15 protein-coding genes, 1 tRNA gene, 1 pseudogene and 1 riboswitch are annotated in these 13,508 nt (G+C 68.3%); of the genes and pseudogenes, 12 read left to right on the top strand and 5 right to left on the bottom strand.

The window, feature by feature from the left end:
• The first annotated feature begins 98 nt into the window (after window positions 1–98).
• The 6 genes and pseudogenes from WEE69_00550 (at window position 99) to WEE69_00525 (ending at window position 4,239) form a co-directional block, all read left to right on the top strand.
• A pseudogene (locus tag WEE69_00550) lies at window positions 99–575 on the top strand (CarD family transcriptional regulator).
• 156 nt (window positions 576–731) lie between these two features.
• Window positions 732–1,373 carry a 2-C-methyl-D-erythritol 4-phosphate cytidylyltransferase gene (gene ispD / locus WEE69_00545; GenBank protein ID MEX1143785.1) on the top strand — a complete coding sequence of 214 codons (642 nt, stop codon included), beginning with the start codon at window positions 732–734 and terminating at the stop codon, window positions 1,371–1,373.
• A gap of 20 nt (window positions 1,374–1,393) precedes the next feature.
• Window positions 1,394–1,876, top strand: a complete 483-nt coding sequence (ispF, locus tag WEE69_00540) for a 2-C-methyl-D-erythritol 2,4-cyclodiphosphate synthase (protein MEX1143784.1) — start codon at window positions 1,394–1,396, stop codon at window positions 1,874–1,876.
• A 23-nt stretch (window positions 1,877–1,899) separates the two neighbouring features.
• Window positions 1,900–3,294 (top strand): cysteine--tRNA ligase, encoded by a 1,395-nt coding sequence (cysS, locus tag WEE69_00535; GenBank protein ID MEX1143783.1) that lies wholly within the window; start codon window positions 1,900–1,902, stop codon window positions 3,292–3,294.
• 143 nt (window positions 3,295–3,437) lie between these two features.
• Window positions 3,438–4,154, top strand: coding sequence for a 23S rRNA (guanosine(2251)-2'-O)-methyltransferase RlmB (gene rlmB, locus WEE69_00530; GenBank protein ID MEX1143782.1), 717 nt, complete (start codon window positions 3,438–3,440; stop codon window positions 4,152–4,154).
• Window positions 4,155–4,166: 12 nt separating this feature from the next.
• Window positions 4,167–4,239, top strand: a tRNA-Thr gene (locus tag WEE69_00525).
• A gap of 72 nt (window positions 4,240–4,311) precedes the next feature.
• On the opposite strand, the gene WEE69_00520 is transcribed toward WEE69_00525, so the two are convergent.
• Window positions 4,312–4,740 carry a cyclic nucleotide-binding domain-containing protein gene (locus WEE69_00520; protein MEX1143781.1) on the bottom strand — a complete coding sequence of 143 codons (429 nt, stop codon included), beginning with the start codon at window positions 4,738–4,740 and terminating at the stop codon, window positions 4,312–4,314.
• A gap of 49 nt (window positions 4,741–4,789) precedes the next feature.
• Between WEE69_00520 and WEE69_00515 the strand changes: the two genes are divergently transcribed.
• Genes WEE69_00515 through otsB form a run of 3 tightly spaced genes read left to right on the top strand, consistent with a single transcriptional unit; the run spans window position 4,790 to window position 6,372 of the window.
• The gene (locus tag WEE69_00515) at window positions 4,790–5,095 is read left to right on the top strand and encodes a DUF3263 domain-containing protein (GenBank protein ID MEX1143780.1); all 306 of its coding nucleotides are present in this window, start codon (window positions 4,790–4,792) and stop codon (window positions 5,093–5,095) included.
• On the top strand, window positions 5,092–5,574 hold the full coding sequence (locus WEE69_00510) for a LytR C-terminal domain-containing protein (GenBank protein MEX1143779.1): 483 nt from the start codon (window positions 5,092–5,094) through the stop codon (window positions 5,572–5,574). Before WEE69_00515 ends, WEE69_00510 begins: the two co-directional genes overlap by 4 nt.
• 9 nt (window positions 5,575–5,583) lie before the next feature.
• Entirely contained in the window at window positions 5,584–6,372 is a 789-nt protein-coding gene (gene otsB, locus WEE69_00505; GenBank protein MEX1143778.1) for a trehalose-phosphatase, read from the top strand.
• Here the strand turns inward: otsB and WEE69_00500 are convergent.
• Together WEE69_00500 and WEE69_00495 are read right to left on the bottom strand one after the other, a co-directional pair.
• The gene (locus WEE69_00500; protein ID MEX1143777.1) at window positions 6,350–7,735 is read right to left on the bottom strand and encodes a trehalose-6-phosphate synthase; all 1,386 of its coding nucleotides are present in this window, start codon (window positions 7,733–7,735) and stop codon (window positions 6,350–6,352) included. The two genes, otsB and WEE69_00500, sit on opposite strands and share 23 nt — an antisense overlap.
• On the bottom strand, window positions 7,732–9,006 hold the full coding sequence (locus WEE69_00495; protein MEX1143776.1) for a glycosyltransferase: 1,275 nt from the start codon (window positions 9,004–9,006) through the stop codon (window positions 7,732–7,734). The genes WEE69_00500 and WEE69_00495 overlap by 4 nt, the downstream gene beginning before the upstream one ends.
• A gap of 19 nt (window positions 9,007–9,025) precedes the next feature.
• Between WEE69_00495 and WEE69_00490 the strand changes: the two genes are divergently transcribed.
• On the top strand, window positions 9,026–10,051 hold the full coding sequence (locus WEE69_00490) for a glycerate kinase (GenBank protein ID MEX1143775.1): 1,026 nt from the start codon (window positions 9,026–9,028) through the stop codon (window positions 10,049–10,051).
• A 61-nt stretch (window positions 10,052–10,112) separates the two neighbouring features.
• On the opposite strand, the gene WEE69_00485 is transcribed toward WEE69_00490, so the two are convergent.
• Complete coding sequence (locus WEE69_00485; GenBank protein ID MEX1143774.1) at window positions 10,113–11,018, bottom strand: glucosyl-3-phosphoglycerate synthase; 906 nt, start codon at window positions 11,016–11,018, stop codon at window positions 10,113–10,115.
• A 48-nt stretch (window positions 11,019–11,066) separates the two neighbouring features.
• Window positions 11,067–11,185, top strand: a riboswitch (SAM riboswitch).
• Window positions 11,186–11,273: 88 nt separating this feature from the next.
• Here WEE69_00485 and WEE69_00480 point away from each other — a divergent pair.
• Window positions 11,274–12,503 carry a threonine synthase gene (locus tag WEE69_00480; GenBank protein MEX1143773.1) on the top strand — a complete coding sequence of 410 codons (1,230 nt, stop codon included), beginning with the start codon at window positions 11,274–11,276 and terminating at the stop codon, window positions 12,501–12,503.
• A gap of 58 nt (window positions 12,504–12,561) precedes the next feature.
• Window positions 12,562–12,837 carry a MoaD/ThiS family protein gene (locus WEE69_00475; GenBank protein MEX1143772.1) on the top strand — a complete coding sequence of 92 codons (276 nt, stop codon included), beginning with the start codon at window positions 12,562–12,564 and terminating at the stop codon, window positions 12,835–12,837.
• Between the two features lie 6 nt (window positions 12,838–12,843).
• On the opposite strand, the gene WEE69_00470 is transcribed toward WEE69_00475, so the two are convergent.
• On the bottom strand, window positions 12,844–13,503 hold the full coding sequence (locus WEE69_00470; protein MEX1143771.1) for a metal-dependent transcriptional regulator: 660 nt from the start codon (window positions 13,501–13,503) through the stop codon (window positions 12,844–12,846).
• Window positions 13,504–13,508: the final 5 nt, after the last annotated feature.

The following is a 13,508-nucleotide window of genomic DNA, read 5'->3' as shown; positions in this document are numbered from 1 at the left end:
CGGTCTTGGAAGCTCTCTCACGGGTTCGCCGGTGGTCGTCTGGTACAATTGGCGTCCGCCTTCCCTTCTGCTGCAATCCTTTGCGCGCGAGGAGCATCATGTCGTTCGCCGTCGGTGACAAGGTCGTCTACCCGCACCATGGTGCCGCGATCATCGAGGGCAAGGAGAAGCGGGTCTTCGACGGCCACAAGACGGACTACTTCGTCCTTCGTATCACGTACGGCGATCTCAAGGTCTCGATCCCGGTCGAGAAGGCCGACGAGATCGGGCTGCGCGACGTCATCAACGACGAAGAAGTCGAAGAGGTGTTCGCGGTCCTTCGCAAGAAGGAAGCTCGCATGCCAACCAACTGGTCGCGGCGCTTCAAGAACCATGTCGAGAAGCTCAAGAGCGGCGACATCTACCAAGTTGCCGAGGTTGTTCGAAACCTCTCGTTGCGGGAAGCCGACAAGGGGCTCTCCGCGGGTGAGAAGCGGATGCTCGCGCGGGCTCGTCAGATCCTCGTGTCGGAGCTGACCTTCGCACTCAACGTCGACGAGGAGATGGCGGAATCCCGCCTCGACGACGTGCTCGCGGGTCGCGACGTGCCGGCGATCACCCCCCGCAAGCGACCGGCGGCGAAGAAGGCGGCACCTCGCAAGGCGCTCATGGGCAAGCCGGCGGCCAAGAAGGCGCCGGCCAAGAAGGCGGCGAAGGCCACCGCCAAGAAGCGCTAGGCGGGCGCGACGGGCGTGGCGCGCACCTCCGCGGTCGTCGTTGCCGGCGGTCGCGGCGATCGTTTTGGGGCCACCAAGCAGTTCTCCGACGTTGGCGGGGCCCGTCTCGTGGACCACGCCGTCGCTGCAGCCGCAGCTGTGTGTGACGAGGTCGTCGTCGTTCTTCCTTCCGGCGTTGCGTGGGACGGCACTCCCGTCCAAGCCGTGGTCGCGGGCGGCGCCACTCGCTCCGAGTCCGTACGCGCCGGTCTCGCTGCCGTTGCCGACGATGCGGAGGTCGTGGTCGTGCACGACGCGGCTCGTCCCCTTGCAACCGCCGAGCTGTTCGCGCTCGTGGTCGACGCAGTCCGAGCCGGCGCCGACGGCGCGGTGCCGGCGCTCGAGGTGTCCGACACGCTCAAGCGGGTCGACGGTGGGCGCGTGATCGACACCGTCGCACGCGATCAACTCGTCGCGGTACAGACCCCGCAAGCGTTTCGCGCGTCCGTGCTCCGTGACGCGCATGCGCAAGGCGGCGAAGCGACCGATGACGCCGCGCTCGTCGAGGCCATGGGTGCCACCGTGGTGGTGGTGCCGGGCGATCCGCGCAACCTGAAGGTCACCACGGTGGCCGACCTCGTACTGGCGACGACATTGCTGGAGGCGCAGTCGCGATGAATGTGCCGAGCGCAGCGGGATTGCGGGTGGGCCTCGGCTTCGACGTTCACGCCTTCTCAGGCGATGGCCCGCTCGTGCTCGGCGGTGTCACCATCCCCGACGCGCCAGGACTCGCCGGCCACTCCGACGCGGATGTCGCGGCGCACGCGGTCGCCGATGCCGTGCTCGGTGCCGCGGGCCTGCCCGACCTCGGGACGTTGTTTCCCGCTCCCGACGACCGCCTTCGCGATGCATCGTCGATCGGGTTGTTGCGCGAGGTGATGGAGCGACTGCGCGCCGAGGGGTGGTCGGTCGTCAACATCGATCTCGTGATCGCTGCAGAGCGACCCCGTCTCGCCGACCATGTTGCCGCGATGGCGACCTGCCTCGCCGAGGCCGTGGGCGCACCCGTCAACGTGAAGCCCAAGCACGCCGAAGGCGTCGGCGCGGTCGGGCGCGGCGAGGGCATCGCCGCGTGGGCCGTCGCGCTGCTCATGGCGAGCGAATCCGGCACCGCGATCTGACGCCGGCTGCGTACGCTCGGACGATGACCGTCCACGTCTACGACACGATGCAGCGGGCGAAGGTGGAGCTCGCGCTGCGCGATCCGGGCAAGGTCGCGATCTATGTGTGCGGTCCCACCGTGTACGACGTGCCCCACGTGGGCCACGGGCGCACAGCGGTCGTGTTCGACGTCGTTCGTCGCTACCTCCACTGGTCGGGCTTCGACGTGCACTACGTGAGCAACGTCACCGATGTAGAGGACAAGATCATCGCCCGCGCGGACGAGTCGGGAGGCTCGGAGTCCGAGGTTGCGCAGCAGTTCGAAGCGGCGTACTGGGAGCAACTCGATCGGGTCGATGTGCAGCGACCGGACGAAACCCCTCACGCTACCGATTACGTCGAGCAGATGATCTCGCTGATCGGCGAGCTCATCAGTGCCGGCCACGCGTACGTCGTCTCAGAAAGCGGCGTGTACTTCGACGTTGCGTCGTTCCCGTCATACGGCGCACTGCCGCACCGCACGCTCGAGCAGCTGCTCGAGTCGGCGGGCGCCCGCGTGGACATCGACGAAGGCAAGCGCAGTCCGGTCGACTTCGCGCTCTGGAAGGGAGCGAAGCCCGGTGAGCCCGTGTGGGACTCGCCGTGGGGCCCAGGCCGCCCGGGCTGGCACATCGAGTGCTCGGCGATGTCGCTGGATCTGCTCGGTGAGGGATTCGACCTTCACGGCGCCGGTGACGACCTGGTCTTCCCCCATCACGAGAACGAACGCGTGCAGGCCGAGGGGGCTGGGCATCCGTTCGCGCGGCACTGGATGCATTCGGGGATGGTGGTGACCGATGGCGAGAAGATGTCGAAGTCACTCGGTAACTTCACGACGCTCGAGCAAGCACTCGACGCCCACGGAGGTCGGGCCTTTCGGCTCGCCGTGCTCCAGACGCACTACCGCAAGGCGACGGAGCTCGGCGACACCGAGCTTTCCGACGCGGCCAAGGGAGTTGCGCGCCTCGACGCGCTGGCGCGTCGTGCACCCGCAGCCGGAAGTCCGTTCGCCGACGCACCACTCGACGGCGAGTGTGTCGGCCGGTTCCAGGCCGCGATGGACGATGACTTCGGAACGCCGGGCACACTGGCGGTCATCTTCGAGGCGGTGACGGCTGCGAACCAGGCGATCGACGACGGCGAGAAGGATCGTGCCGCGTCGCTCACCGCGACGGTCGTCCACCTCGCCGACGCACTGGGGGTGACGGTTGACGTTGCCAAGGCCACCGATGCCGACGTCGACGGACTCGTGGCGGAGCGCGAGGCGGCCCGCGCGGCGAAGGACTTCGCGACCGCCGACCGAGTCCGCGACGAGCTCGCCGCCCGAGGCATCACCCTCGAAGACACCCCCACCGGCACCATCTGGCACAAGCAGGCGGCGAACGAGCGCAGCGAGTGAGCTCGCGGGAGCGGCGAGCGTCCGCGGGGCGCACGCCGAGTGGCTCCGCCGCTCGGCGTGCAGGAGGCGGAGCCCGCGGAGCCGACCAGCAGGCTGGTTCCCGCCCCGCAGCGAGTGCGACCAAGGATCTGGGCGGAGATCGCGTGCCTGGGCGGCGCGCGGTGCGGGAGCTGCTCGTGGCGGGGAAGCGTCATGTGCAGACGGTGTGGATGGCCCGCGGCCAGGACGCGAGCCCGCTGCTCGACGAGATCGCCGAGCTTGCGGCCGCAGCGAGCGCGACCATCCGCCTTGTCGACGCCGACCGCGTGCGCGCCGAGTCGCGCATCGAGGCCCCTCAAGGGGTTGTGGCGCTCGCCGCGCCCGTTGCCGCAGTCCCGCTCGGTGATCTGACCGCTCGGCCCGACATCTTCCTCGTCGTGCTCGATGGCATCACCGACCCCCGCAACCTCGGTGCGGTGCTGCGCGTCGCCGAGAGTGCCGGCGTCACGGGTGCCGTGCTGCCGCGCCACCGCGCCGCGTCGCTCAGCCCTGCCGCAGTGAAGGCCGCGGCGGGCGCGGTCGAGCATCTCCCGATCGCACTCGTCGGCGGTGTGCCTGCGGCGCTCGAACAGATGTCGCGGGCGGGGGTGTGGACTGTCGGCTGGGATGCGGATGCCCCGTCATCCGTGTACGAGCTCACGGTGGCGGACGGGCCCGTCGCGCTCGTGTTCGGTGCCGAGGGTCGTGGTCTGTCGCGCTTGGCAACCGAACGCTGTGACGTGCTCGCGGCAATCCCGCGTCACGGTCATGTCGAGTCGCTCAACGTGTCCACCGCGGCCGCCGTTGCGTGTTTCGAGGTCGCCCGCCATCGTGCCCGGTAGCCTTGTTGTCGCGCCGGGTTAGCTCAGTTGGTAGAGCACTGCTCTTGTAAAGCAGATGTCGTCGGTTCGAGTCCGACACCCGGCTCCGAGAATTCCGCTGTACCCTCCGCCGATAAGACGGAAGGGCTTCGCCGCGCACGCGCTCTAGAGCAGACGTTCAGGCTTTGCCGTCGAGCTCGTGCAGGCGGCGGGCCATGCCCGTGAGCAATGCGTCACGAATCGCCGCGGAGTCACCTAGCAGCTTTCGGAACGCGTCACGGGTGAGAACGATCGCCGCGAGTGGCGTCGTGGCCGTGACCGTTGCGTTTCGCGGTGCGAAGTCGAAGAGCGCGAGCTCACCGAAGTAGGCACCGTCGTCGAGCGTGGCGACGACATCGCCGCTCCTGCGCACCAATGCAGACCCCGAAGCGATCACGAAGAACTCCTCGCCGGCGTCGCCCTCGTGCACGAGCTCTTCACCAATGTTCACGGTGCGTGGTGTCGCGAGGTCCGCGACCTCTTCGAGCTCCCGTGTCGAGCATGCGCTGAACAAGGGCACCCGCGCGAGGTACATGAGGTACACACCCCGGTCGTAGCCGCTGCTCATCCGTCCCCCTGGTTCGCGTGGCGCCGAATCGTAGTCCTGGGCGGTTCGCGTGGATATCCACGGACTCGCACAGCATGGCGGCCATACTCGGCCCCCGGTGGAACTCTCGGCGCGTGATCGCGCCATCCTCGATTTCGAACGCTCCTGGTGGCAACTGCCCGGCGCCAAGGAGCAAAACATCCGCGCGCGGTTGAACATGTCGACGACTCGCTACTATCGGCGTCTCGGCGAGCTGATCGAACATCCACTTGCGCTCGCCTACGACGCCTTGACTGTGAAGCGCATCCGCCGATACCGAGACCTCCGCCGGCGTGCCCGGTACGAAGGTCCTCGCGCCGATCCGAGAGCGCGATGACGTCAATCGCGCACGCACGGGGGCGTTCCGCGAGCGATCGTCTGCTCCGCACCGCGGCGCGGGGCGGGATCCTCATCGGTGTCGCCGTGGTGATCGGGATCGTCCTGCTCCAGGTCGTCGAGGAGGGTTCGCCCCTCCCGGGGAGCGCATCGGGCAACGGCAACGGCAAGGTCACCACGACGACGGGCAGCGACGCTCGCGTCCCGCAGGAAGTCATCGTGGCGGTGTACAACGCCTCCGGCGTGAGCCAGGCAGCGGGAGTGCAGGCAAACAAGCTCCGTGGTCTCGGCTACCAGACCCCGACGGTCGAGAACGCGGCCCAGGAGCAGACCGGCTCCACGGTCGCGTGCCTAGCGGGCTACGAGAAGGAAGCGGAGCAGCTCTTGACGGTGGTGGCCAACTCCACGATCGTCGAGTTCCCCGCGGCGCCGCCCGCCGGTGCTGAGTTCGTCAACTGCATCGTCGTCGTCGGCAAGTAACCCTGCGGCGTGACGCTGCCCGCACGCCTCGAGTACTTCGCTCGACCACTCGAACAGCGCACCAGTGCGTTCGTCTCTGACTTCGACGGCACGCTCGCGCCGATCGTCAACGATCCCGCCACCGCCGCGCCACTTCCTGAATCGCTCAGCGCGCTTCGAACGCTTTCCGAACACCTTGGTCTCGTCGCGGTGGTGAGTGGCCGCCCGGTCGAGTTTCTCCGCGAAAAGATCCCGATCGACGACGTCGTGCTCATCGGTCAGTACGGATTGGAACGCCTTGTCGACGGTCGCGTCGAGCTCGATCCGCGTGCCGTCGAGTACGTGGGTGCCGTCGCCCGAGCAGCCGCGCAGGCCGAGGAGCGATGGCCGGCGCTCCGGATCGAGCGCAAGGGCGAGATCGCGTTCACCGTCCATTGGCGCACTGCACCGAACGATGAGCCCGATCCCGACGACCTCTCAGCGCTGGCCGTCGAACACGGTCTCGCGATGCAGCCCGGCCGCAAGGCCTGCGAGCTACGCCCGCCCGTGCCCGTCGACAAGGGGACGGTGTTCCAAGGGCTCGCATACCGGTATGAGAGCAAGGCGTTCGCGGGAGACGACTCCGGCGATCTCGCCGCCTTCGCCCAGGAGTTCGGCGACGTGGATCGCACGCCACAGGCCGTGCGCATCGCGGTGCGTTCCACCGAGGCGCCACCCGAGCTGCTCGAGCTGGCCCACGTGATCGTGGACGGACCGGCCGGGTTGGCCGCGCTCTTGACCGAGCTCGCCGACGCGGTCAGCGCGCGCCGGCAGCCTTGAGCTGGTCGTCGAGCCAGTTTCGGGGGGTGCGCGCCGCCGTCAGCTCCCGCAACCGACCCGCGCGGCTCGAACGTTCCTTCGCGGGCATCGACAGGGCTTGATGCAATGTGTTGGCCGTCTGCTCCAAGTCGAACGGGTGGATGGGCAACGCCGACTCACCGAGCAGGTCCCAAGCACCGGCGTCGCGTGACAAGCACACGACGCCGTTGCGATCGTTCACGAGGGGACCTTCCATCGCCACGAGATTGAGTCCGTCCTTCAGAGGATTCACGAGCAGCACGTCGGATCGTTTGAGCACGGCGACAGTTCGCGGGTAGTCGTCCGTCGTATCGAGCACCACGGGCTGCCAGTCCTTGGTCGCCCACCGCTCGTTGACCCGCGCCGCTGCCTGCTCCACCTCGTTGGTGTATGCGAGATACTCGGGCAGTGTCTGGCGCGACGATGTCAGTCGAGCCACGAACACGATCTGTTCTCGCCATTCCCGATGCTCGGTGAGCAACAGGTCATATGCCGCGAAGCCTCGAGCGATGTTCTTCGAAGGATCGATGCGGTCGACGCGCACCACGAGCTGGCGGTCCCCGACGATGTCGTCGATCTCAGCGCCCGCCGTCGTCGCCTCTGGCGACTCGGCGACCCGTGCGAGCTCATCGGGGTCGGGCGCGAGGGGAGCCACGAACGTCGGGCCAAGCTCCGCCTCATCCCCGAGCACCTCGCGCGCGGATGCCTCGTAGGCGCGCGCCCAGCGGACGGAGTGGAAGCCCGCGGCGCTGCATGCCATCGAACGACACAGTGAGGCCGCGACCTCGTCGGGGAGCACTCGAATCGAGTTCGGACCACAGAACGCGGTGTGCGTGAAATGCACGACGCGCAGGTCGGGACGCAGCCGGTTCACCATCTCTGCGACCAGCGCCAGGTGGTAGTCCTGCACGAGCACGGTGTCGCCGTCGCCCGCGAGCTCGGCCACCGCGTCGGCGAAGCTGCGGTTCACCAGCTCGTAGGCGGCCCACGCCTCGCGGAATCGGTGGTCGAAGCGCGGCCGGCGCACGAGATCGAAGAGGCCGTGGTGCAGGAACCACAGCGTTCCGTTCGAGACGACGTCGTAGTAGAGCCGGTGGACGTCGGGGTCGTGGTCGAGCAGTCGGAGCGCGATACCGGGTACATCCGCGGCTCCCTCGCGCGACGCGGCGCGGTCATCGTCATCGAGCGCGGCGGCGATCCACGTGGCGTTGGGCCCCGCCGCGCCAGAGGTCAGGAGGGGGCGCAGCGTGCTGGCGACTCCTCCGGACCCGGGCTTGGCCTCGAAGCCACCGTCGCTCGTGCGCGCGAACTGGAACGGTCCGCGATTGGAGACGACGACGGTCACGAGCTTGCGGGCGATGGCGCGGGCTTCGAGAGCGCAGTGAACAGCGTGAGCCAGTCGGTGAGCTCGCGGGTCGCGAGGAAGTTCTGACGCACGTGCTCGCGGCCTTGCTCGCCCATCTTGCTGGAGCCCTCCGGGTCAGCGAGCAGGTCGACAGTTCGTTGCGCACACTCTTCGACCGAGTCCACGAGGTACCCGTCGAAGCCGTCGCGGATCTGGAGCTTGATGCCACCGGCACGCCCACCGACGACTGGGCGTCCCTTCCACAGCGCTTCACTCACGGTGAGCCCGAATCCCTCACGCAACGACTTCTGCACGGTGACGTCGGCGATGCGCTGGAACGCATTGATCTGGACCGCGCCGACCTGGTGCAGGTTGGAGAGCAGGTGGATGTCGCGATCGCCGGCGCGCGCTTCCTCGGTCTGATCCCAGACCCGAAAGCCCTCCGGGTCGTCCGTCGCCATCGAGCCGGCGAGCAGCAGCTGAGCGTCGGGGATCTGCTCCCGCACGATCCGGTACGCCTCGATGACGCCGACCGGGTCCTTCCACGGGTCGTACCGACTGACCTGGCACATGATCGGCCGGTTGGGATCGATCCCGTACTGCTTGGTGATCTCCACGCAGAACGGCATCGGTAGGTCGAGGTTCTTCACCGAGAGCGGGTCGATGCACGGCGGCGCATGTACGACGCGGTCCATCTTCAGCGACGGGGGCACGAACTCCGGCATCGTCCACACGGACGCGTGGTACTGCTCGACGAACGGGCGGAAGAACTCCCAGACCGCGGGATTCGCGACGGTGAGGTCGATGTGACAGCGCCACATCCACCGCGCCGGCGAGCGTGCGAGTGCCGAGTCGTGCAAGAAGCTCAGGATCGCGGCCGGCTGTGGATCGTGGACGATGACGAAGTCCCACCCGTCCCGGAGCGCGAGCGCGTTGTCGAGGTTGCGCTCGAGGTACGTGCGTTGCATGGCCGGCGTCCACTCGATCTCGGCACCCTGGAGCGCGTTGTGGACGTGCTTCGTGATCGCGAAGAACTCGTCGCTCCCGTGCATGACCTGCCATTCGGCGTCCATGCCGAGCGAGCGCAACAGGGGCACGTGCGTGGCCAGGAGCTCGGCGACCCCTCCGCCATACGCCGTGGCGTTGATGTGCAGGACCCGAGCCCCCTTCAGAGGCTCGGCCAGGCGCGTGATCTCGGCCATGGCTTCGTCGCCGACGATCGCTGCGTAGTCCGCGAGCTCCTTTTCCAGGAGCGGGACACGCTCGAGCATCGCGGCCAATCTATCCACCGTGCCCTTCGCAATCGCGTGTCCGGACAAGTTCCGAGGCACCCTCACGGCCTCGGAGGCTGCGGCCGCGATCGCCCGAGGCCTCGAGCAAGCCGGCTTCGACGACGTGCTCCAGATTCCGCTCGCGGATGGAGGGGAGGGCACGCTCGATGCGCTCGTTGCCGCGCGCGGTGGATCCGCTCGAACGGCGCGGGTCACCGGCCCATTGGGGGACCCGGTCGAGGCGGAGTATGCGGTGCTTCCCGACGGCACGGCCGTGGTCGAGATGGCGAGGTCGAGTGGGCTCTCACTCGTGAGCATGCGCAACGACCCGCTCCGGGCGTCGACGCGTGGCACCGGCGAGCTGATTGCCGCCGCTCTTCGCGGTGGCGCGACACGCGTCGTCGTCGGCGTTGGCGGGAGCGCGTCGACCGACGGTGGGCTCGCCGCCGTCGAGGCGCTCGACTGGTCACTGGCCGGTGCCGACGTGACGGTGGCGTGTGACGTCACCACGCCGTTCCTGGACGCGGCGAGCGTGTACGGCCCGCAGAAGGGCGCCAGCGCGGCGCAAGTCTCGCTCCTCGCGCGCCGGCTCGAACGGCTGGCCGACGAGTTCCGCGCCCGTACCGGGGTCGACGTCACCGAGCTCGAAGGCGGCGGCGCGGCCGGCGGCCTCGCAGGGGGGCTGGCCGCGATCGGCGCGCGCCTCGAACCCGGGTTCGAGGTGGTGGCCGCGGCGGCCGGGCTCGAGGATGCGATGAGCAACGCCGACCTCGTCGTCACCGGCGAGGGGAGGCTCGACCTCACGAGCTTCGACGGCAAGGTCGTGGGCGGAGTGATCGAGTGGGCCGCCGAGGAGAACGTCGAGCACCGCGCCGTCATCGTCGGGCAGGCCAGTGCTGAAGGTCGCGAGGAGCTGTCGGTCCTTGGCGCGATCGACCTCTACGTGCTCACTGACCGCGTTTGGCAGTCAGGCGAGGCGTACAGCCGCGCCGCAGCCCTCGTCGAAGAGTCAGCCATCGAAACTGGCTGCAAGATATTGACTTGAACCCGGGTTACCGTGATCACGTGCGCGCCCCGCACGGCAAGCTTGCTCAGCCTCGACTGACTCAGGCCGTCAGCTCGCGGCCGAGCTTCGTTCGGTAGGCGGGAATGCTGATGATCGGGGGGCGCTCGCGTGCTTCGACGGGCAGGAGCGTCCTTTCGTGGTTCTCGTCGAAGCGCACGAGTGTCGCGGGCACGTCACCGCGGTTCACACCCGCGCGGCGGAGCGCGGTGAGCATGACCTCCATCGCCATGGGTGCGAGCTCCTCGATAGGGCGATTGCGGTGCTCACGGACTCCGAGGTCTGCCTGTCGGATCGTTCCGACGCCGAACGATGTCGCGATGTCGATCAGCAATCCGAGCTCCACGCCGTAACCCTCGACGAAGGGCACGGTCTCGAGCAGAGACCGTCGCCCTGCGTACTCACCACCGAGTGGCTGCACGATGTGCGTCAGCTGCGGGAAGAGTGACGAGAGCAGCGGTCGAGCCACGAGCTCGGTCACGCGCCCGCCACCCGTCGGTCGTCCGAAGAGCGGCCGGCGGTAGTAGCCCTTGACGAAGCCGACATCGGGCTCGACCAGCAGTGGCTCGACGAGTCTCGTCACGAAGTCGGCGCGGAAGTTGCGGACGTCGGCGTCGACCCAGCAGATCAGGTCGCCGGTCGCAGCGAAGAGCGACAACCACAGGGCGTTGCCCTTGCCAAAGCCGGGGCCGGCGTCGGGCAGGATGTCGGCCGCCGCATGCACCGTCGCGCCCTCCCAGCGTGCCGCCTCGGCGGTGGCATCCTTCGAGCCGTCGTCCACCACCACGATCTCGTCCACCAGAGGGACCCGCTCCACGAGGTTTCGGCGAACGGTGGCCACGATGTGACCGACGGTCGCCTCTTCGTCACGCGCCGGAAGGCACACCGAGATCCTGGTGTGCTGGGTGGCCTTGATCTCGGCCAAAGCCGCGGGGTTCAGAGCCGTCATCGGGCTGGAAGCCTAGAGGGGGCCCCGGCTATCGTCTCTCACAGCACGCGCTCATCGAGAGCGGCCGAGGGACAGGCCCGTAGACGCCGCGGCAACCAGCATCCGAGGTTGATACCCCGGGAGCCAGGTGCCAATGCCTGCCAGGCAAGATGCCTGAACGATGAGTCAGCCAAGAGCGGTCCTCCGCTCGAGGCGCTCGGAGCGCGTCGAGGAAGCGCAGGAGAGCGCCAGACCAGGAGGGCGACCGTGACCCACGTGCAATCCCTGAGGTGTCGAGAGTGCGGCCGCACCTACGACATCGCCCCGATCTACACCTGCGAGTGGTGCTTCGGCCCCCTCGAGGTTGCGTACGACTACGACGGCATCCAGGCCGAGATCAGCCGCGAGAACATCGCCGCCGGCCCCGAGACGATCTGGCGCTACGCGCCGCTGCTGCCGGTCGACCCGCCCGGCGAGTCCACGCTTCCGGTCGGGTGGACGCCGCTGTTGCGCGCCGACCGCCTTGCTGCGGAGCTCGGTCTCGGGGAGGTGTGGGTGAAGGACGACACCCGCAACCCCACGAACGCGTTCAAGGACCGTGTCGTGGCCATTGCCCTTGCGAAGGCGCTCGACTTCGGCATGAAGACGCTTGCGTGCGCGTCAACGGGCAACCTCGCCAACGCGGTAGCAGCACATGCCGCGAGAGCCGGGCTGCGCAGCGTCGTGTTCATCCCGGCAGATCTCGAAGCGGCGAAGATCCTCACGACCGCGGTGTACGGCGGCACGGTCGTCGCGATCGACGGCAACTACGACGATGTGAATCGACTGTGCGTCGAGCTCGCGTCGGAGCGACCGTGGGCGTTCGCGAACGTGAACATGCGACCGTTCTATTCGGAGGGTTCCAAGACGTTGGCGTTCGAGACGGTCGAGCAGCTCGGCTGGGAGGCCCCTGATCACGTGGTCGTCCCGGTGGGGAGCGGATCGCTGCTCACGAAGATCCGGAAGGGCTTCGACGAGCTGCACAAGGTGGGCTTGCTCGACGCGCCGCCCGAGGTGCGCGTGTCGGGCGCGCAGGCCACAGGGTGCTCACCGGTTGCGCAAGCCTTCGCCGATGAGAGCGACACGATCACCCCGGTGCGGCCGAGCACGATCGCCAAGTCGATCGCGATCGGGAATCCGGCTGACGGCTACTACACGCTCGACGCGGTCCGCGAGACGGGCGGCGGGTTCGCCGCGGTCACCGACGACGAGATCGTCGAGGGGATGCGGCTCCTTGCCCGCACCGAGGGCATCTTCGGTGAGACCGCAGCCGGCGTGACGATTGCGTCGCTCAAGCGCCTCGCTGAGGAGGGAGTGGTTCGGCCCGACGAGCGAGTCGTCGTGTACGTCACCGGACACGGGCTCAAGACGCTCGACGCGGTTGCACCCCACGCTGGCGTGAGCGCGACCATCAAGCCCACGCTCGACGCGTTCTACGAAGCATTCCCCGACTCGGAGAAGGAGTGAGGCGCAGCACAATGGCGAAGCCCGCGGCGCGAGCCGAACGACTCATGAAGGAGGACTGATGGCCGTCGCGGTGCGGATCCCCACCCAGCTGCGCACCTTGAGTGGCGGTGCGTCGGAGGTGACCGTCGAAGGTGCCACGGTCGCCGAGGCCCTCAAGGCACTCGACACCGCACACCCGGGCTTCGCCGAGCGCCTCTACGACGAGTTGGGCAACCTGCGTCGTTTCGTGAACGTGTTCCTCGCCGAGGACGACATCCGGTTCCTCAGCGGGGTCGACACGCCCGTCACCGACGGTCAGACCATCAGCATCGTCCCCGCAGTCGCCGGGGGCTGACCGAGGTCAGGCGGCGTAGACGTAGACCTGTTCGGCAACGGCGCGCGGGATCTGGTGGTCGCCCGCCCGTGTCCGAACCGTGACTCCTTCGGGTCCGCGGCCCACCACTGTGGCTGCCGCTCCCGGGATCATCCGGGTGCGGGCGAGCAGGCGGAGGCTGTCGTCCGAGAGCTCGAGCTTCTCTGAGATGCGAGCCACCGTGACCGGTCCCGGATTGGCCTCGGCCAGCACCACCGTCGGGGTCGTCGGCGCCGTGCGCTGCGAGCCGGGGATCGGGTTGCCATGTGGGCAAGTCATCGGATCGCCGAGGAGCTCGACGAGCTTCTGCTCGACGTCGGCCGAGATGGCGTGCTCCCAGCGGTCGGCCTCGCGGTGCACCTTCTCCCATTCGAGGCCGATCACGTCGAGCAGGAGTCGCTCGGCCAGGCGGTGACGCCGAACCACCGTCGTGGCGAGCGTTCGGCCCTTGCCCGTGAGCCCCAGGCTGCGGTCGTCGTGCATCTCGACGAAGCCGTTGTCGACCAGACGCCCGACCGTTTCCGACACCGAGGCAGCCGAGAGGCCGAGGCGCTCGACCAGCCGAGCGCGCAGTGGCGTGACGCCCTCTTCCTCGAGCTCGATGATGTGCTCGAGGTACTCCTCGGTGGTGTCGTGCATCTCGGCCATTCAGG

This window comes from Acidimicrobiia bacterium, from assembly GCA_040881685.1.
In the GTDB taxonomy this organism is placed as follows: Bacteria; Actinomycetota; Acidimicrobiia; order IMCC26256; family PALSA-555; genus SHVJ01.
Note: the sequence above shows the minus strand (reverse complement) of the source record. Positions and strands in the feature narration are given on the sequence as shown.